Consider the following 623-nt stretch of genomic DNA (forward strand, 5'->3'; position numbering starts at 1 on the left):
ATCGACAAAGGCGTGGCGACAACCGGCTTGTTGGCGCAGGTACTGGTCGCCAAATACGCAGATCACCTGCCGCTGTATCGCCAGGAAGTGATCTACGCGCGAGCGGGTGTGAAACTCTCTCGCTCAACCATGGCCGAATGGGTCGGCGTNTGTGGCGTGCGGTTGCAGCCCCTGGTGGATGCCCTGCGGGCCGAAGTGCTGGTGCAGCCCGTGTTGCATGCTGACGAAACACCGGTGCAAGTGCTGCAGCCAGGCAGCAAGGGTACGCATCGCGGATACCTCTGGGCGTATGCGCCTGGTGTGTTCCAGGACCTCAAGGCCGTGGTGTATGACTTTACGGAAGGCCGATCCGGCAGCCATGCCCGGGCGTTCCTGGCGGACTGGCAAGGCAGTCTGATCTGTGATGACTATGCGGGCTACAAAGCCAGCTTCGGGCAAGGCGTCACGGAAGTGGGCTGCATGGCNCATGCTCGTCGCAAGTTCCACGAACTGCGCCAGGCAGGCAAAAGCCAGATCGCCGAACAGGCGCTGGCCTCGATCCAGGCGCTGTATGCCATTGAGGCCCAAGCCAAGCATCTGACGCCAGATGAACGGCAGCGATTACGGCAAGAACAGGCCCGGCC

General features: G+C 62.2%; 1 protein-coding gene and 2 pseudogenes. All 3 read left to right on the forward strand.

Going from position 1 to position 623, the window contains the following annotated elements; translation table 11 throughout:
- On the forward strand, positions 1-149 hold a 149-nt coding region (locus ACNA1V_RS17430; protein WP_415834827.1), incomplete at both ends, for an IS66 family transposase.
- Between the two features lies 1 nt (position 150).
- Positions 151-464, forward strand: a pseudogene (locus ACNA1V_RS17435) (IS66 family transposase); the annotation flags it as partial.
- A gap of 1 nt (position 465) precedes the next feature.
- Positions 466-623: pseudogene (locus tag ACNA1V_RS17440) on the forward strand (IS66 family transposase); the annotation flags it as partial.

The organism is Kerstersia similis, assembly GCF_965139615.1.
Lineage (GTDB): Bacteria > Pseudomonadota > Gammaproteobacteria > Burkholderiales > Burkholderiaceae_B > Kerstersia > Kerstersia similis.